This is a genomic window from Streptomyces sp. NPDC054847, assembly GCF_053610925.1.
In genome coordinates this window covers 1-2,772 of record NZ_JBSGZJ010000654.1, presented here as the reverse complement: position 1 = coordinate 2,772, position 2,772 = coordinate 1, and the positions used below count along the sequence as shown (strand labels likewise).

The following is a 2,772-nucleotide window of genomic DNA, read 5'->3' as shown; positions in this document are numbered from 1 at the left end:
CCGAAGCGCGTCCCGGGGGCCGTTGTGCAGGCTGAGGCGGAGGAGTTACTTCTTGTCCTTGCCGCTGCCGCTCTTGCCCTTGTCCTTGTCGCCACCGGCGCCCATGGACTCGTAGATCTCCTTGCACATGGGGCAGACCGGGTACTTCTTGGGGTCACGCCCCGGCACCCAGACCTTCCCGCACAGTGCCACCACGGGAGTCCCGTCGAGGGCGCTCGCCATGATCTTGTCCTTCTGGACGTAATGGGCGAAGCGCTCGTGGTCGCCGTCGCCGTGCGACACCTGGGGTGTCGGCTCTACGAGGGTCCCCGTGCCTGTCCCGCGCTCGGGCTCAAGAGTGCTCATGGGCTCCAAGGGTACTCATCGCGCGCCCTCTACGGGAGCAAGGCCCCGCCCGCCCTTGCCCCGGGCCGGGTCAGTTCATGCTCGGGTCGTCCGGATACGTGGCGAACATGGCCAGCTCGTTGCGCTGGCGCCGCAGCACCGAGCGCCACAGGCTCTCCGGCCGGGGCGAGGACACGTCCCCCGGCTCGGACTCGACGACGTACCAGGCGCCGTCCTGCAACTCGTCCTCCAGCTGACCCGGACCCCATCCCGCGTATCCGGCGAAGATCCGCAGGGAGCCGAGGGCGCCGCCGAGCAGTTCGGGGGGAGCCTCCAGGTCGACGAGGCCGATCGCGCCGTACACCCGACGCCATCCGAGGGGGCCTTCGTCGCCGGGGATCACGGCGACGCCGAGCGCCGAGTCCAGGGCGACAGGGCCGCCCTGGAAGACGACGCCGGGCTCACCCGCCAGCGCCGCCCACGACTCCAGGATGTCCTCCACGACCACCGGGGTCGGCCTGTTGAGAATCACGCCGAGGGAGCCCTCGTCGTCATGATCGAGCAGCAGGACCACCGCCCGGTCGAAGTTCGGGTCCGCCAGGGCGGGCGCGGCGACGAGCAGCCGTCCTGTGAGCGAGGACACCTCGGTCATGCCAGACATGATCCCGCATCTTTCCCCTTCGCGGAGCCCGAGCGGCTCACTCGCCACCGCCCGTGCGATGGGCGCAGCTCAGAGGGCGGAGCCCCCGACAGTTGTCCGAAGGGTGGGACGGTGACCGTGCGCGAGGCCCGGCGGACAGAGCGTGTTGTGCCCGATTCATTACGGCCGAGAACGGTCCGCGGGCTTACAACTAAGGGGCTCTCCCCCCTTACCCTTTCCTCTGGCCCCCCGTCCGATCCTCCTCCTGGCTCCGCCTGGGGGACCACTTCCGGAACGCGAGATTCATGACCGGCACTGACGATGTACTGCTTGTCCACGGCGGAACCCCGCTCGAGGGCGAGATCCGCGTCCGCGGCGCGAAGAACCTCGTGCCCAAGGCGATGGTCGCGGCCCTGCTCGGCAGCGAACCGAGCCGGCTGCGCAACGTGCCGGACATCCGTGACGTCAGAGTCGTACGCGGGCTGCTGCAGCTGCACGGGGTGACGGTCCGCCCCGGTGAGGAGCCGGGCGAGCTCGTCCTCGACCCGACGTACGTCGAGAGCGCGAACGTCGCTGACATCGATGCCCACGCGGGCTCGTCGCGCATTCCGATCCTCTTCTGCGGACCGCTGCTGCACCGCCTCGGCCACGCCTTCATCCCCGGCCTCGGCGGCTGCGACATCGGCGGCCGGCCCATCGACTTCCACTTCGACGTGCTGCGCCAGTTCGGCGCGACGATCGAGAAGCGCGCGGACGGGCAGTACCTGGAGGCTCCGCAGCGGCTGCGCGGCACGAAGATCCGTCTGCCGTACCCGTCGGTCGGCTCGACCGAGCAGGTGCTGCTCACGGCCGTGCTCGCCGAGGGCGTCACCGAGCTGACCAACGCCGCGGTGGAGCCGGAGATCGAGGACCTCATCTGCGTACTGCAGAAGATGGGCGCGATCATCTCCATGGACACCGACCGGACGATCCGGATCACCGGTGTCGACAAGCTCGGCGGCTACACCCACCGTGCCCTCCCGGACCGCCTGGAGGCGGCGTCCTGGGCGTCGGCGGCGCTGGCCACCGAGGGCGACATCTACGTACGCGGCGCCCAGCAGCGCTCGATGATGACGTTCCTCAACACCTACCGGAAGGTCGGCGGCGCCTTCGAGATCGACGACGAGGGCATCCGCTTCTGGCACCCCGGCGGCCGGCTCAAGTCCATCGCGCTCGAGACGGATGTGCACCCCGGCTTCCAGACCGACTGGCAGCAGCCGCTGGTCGTCGCCCTCACGCAGGCGACGGGGCTCTCCATCGTCCACGAGACGGTGTACGAGTCCCGGCTCGGCTTCACGTCCGCGCTGAACCAGATGGGCGCGCACATCCAGCTGTACCGCGAGTGCCTCGGCGGCTCGCACTGCCGCTTCGGCCAGCGCAACTTCCTGCACTCCGCGGTCGTCTCCGGCCCGACCAAGCTCCAGGGGGCGGACCTGGTCATCCCCGACCTGCGCGGCGGCTTCTCGTACCTGATCGCGGCACTGGCCGCGCAGGGCACGAGCCGCGTGCACGGGATCGACCTGATCAACCGCGGCTACGAGAACTTCATGGAGAAGCTGGAGAAGCTCGGCGCGAAGGTGGAGCTGCCCGGGGGCCCGATCGTCTGACGGCCCCTACGACGCCGACGGCCCCCACGGAGCGCATCCGCGGGGGCCGTCGCCGTCTGCGGCCGCCTGTGCTGCTGCGCGGGGCCTTTCCCCCACCCCCCTCGAAACCGGGGCAAGCCCCGGTTTCGGCACCGCCCTGCGGGCGGCGTACCGCGCTTTGCG

The 2,772-nt window shown here is 70.2% G+C and carries 3 protein-coding genes; 1 reads left to right on the top strand and 2 read right to left on the bottom strand.

The annotated features are described in order from the left end of the window. Positions 1-45: 45 nt before the first annotated feature. Both ACWGH4_RS33795 and ACWGH4_RS33790 read right to left on the bottom strand, forming a co-directional pair. Positions 46-345 carry a DUF3039 domain-containing protein gene (locus tag ACWGH4_RS33795; RefSeq protein WP_005316940.1) on the bottom strand — a complete coding sequence of 100 codons (300 nt, stop codon included), beginning with the start codon at positions 343-345 and terminating at the stop codon, positions 46-48. Positions 346-415: 70 nt separating this feature from the next. Continuing rightward, the gene (locus tag ACWGH4_RS33790) at positions 416-976 is read right to left on the bottom strand and encodes a YqgE/AlgH family protein (RefSeq protein WP_037774528.1); all 561 of its coding nucleotides are present in this window, start codon (positions 974-976) and stop codon (positions 416-418) included. Between the two features lie 293 nt (positions 977-1,269). Here ACWGH4_RS33790 and murA point away from each other — a divergent pair, with 293 nt between their 5' ends. Continuing rightward, positions 1,270-2,610 (top strand): UDP-N-acetylglucosamine 1-carboxyvinyltransferase, encoded by a 1,341-nt coding sequence (gene murA, locus ACWGH4_RS33785; protein ID WP_053557247.1) that lies wholly within the window; start codon positions 1,270-1,272, stop codon positions 2,608-2,610. Positions 2,611-2,772 lie beyond the last annotated feature (162 nt).

What these genes read in the sequence shown, in the direction of transcription:
- ACWGH4_RS33795 (WP_005316940.1), bottom strand. Translation starts at nt 345, where the DNA reads ATGAGCACTCTTGAGCCCGAGCGCGGGACAGGCACGGGGACCCTCGTA.
- ACWGH4_RS33790 (WP_037774528.1), bottom strand. Translation starts at nt 976, where the DNA reads ATGACCGAGGTGTCCTCGCTCACAGGACGGCTGCTCGTCGCCGCGCCC.
- murA (WP_053557247.1), top strand. Translation starts at nt 1,270, where the DNA reads ATGACCGGCACTGACGATGTACTGCTTGTCCACGGCGGAACCCCGCTC.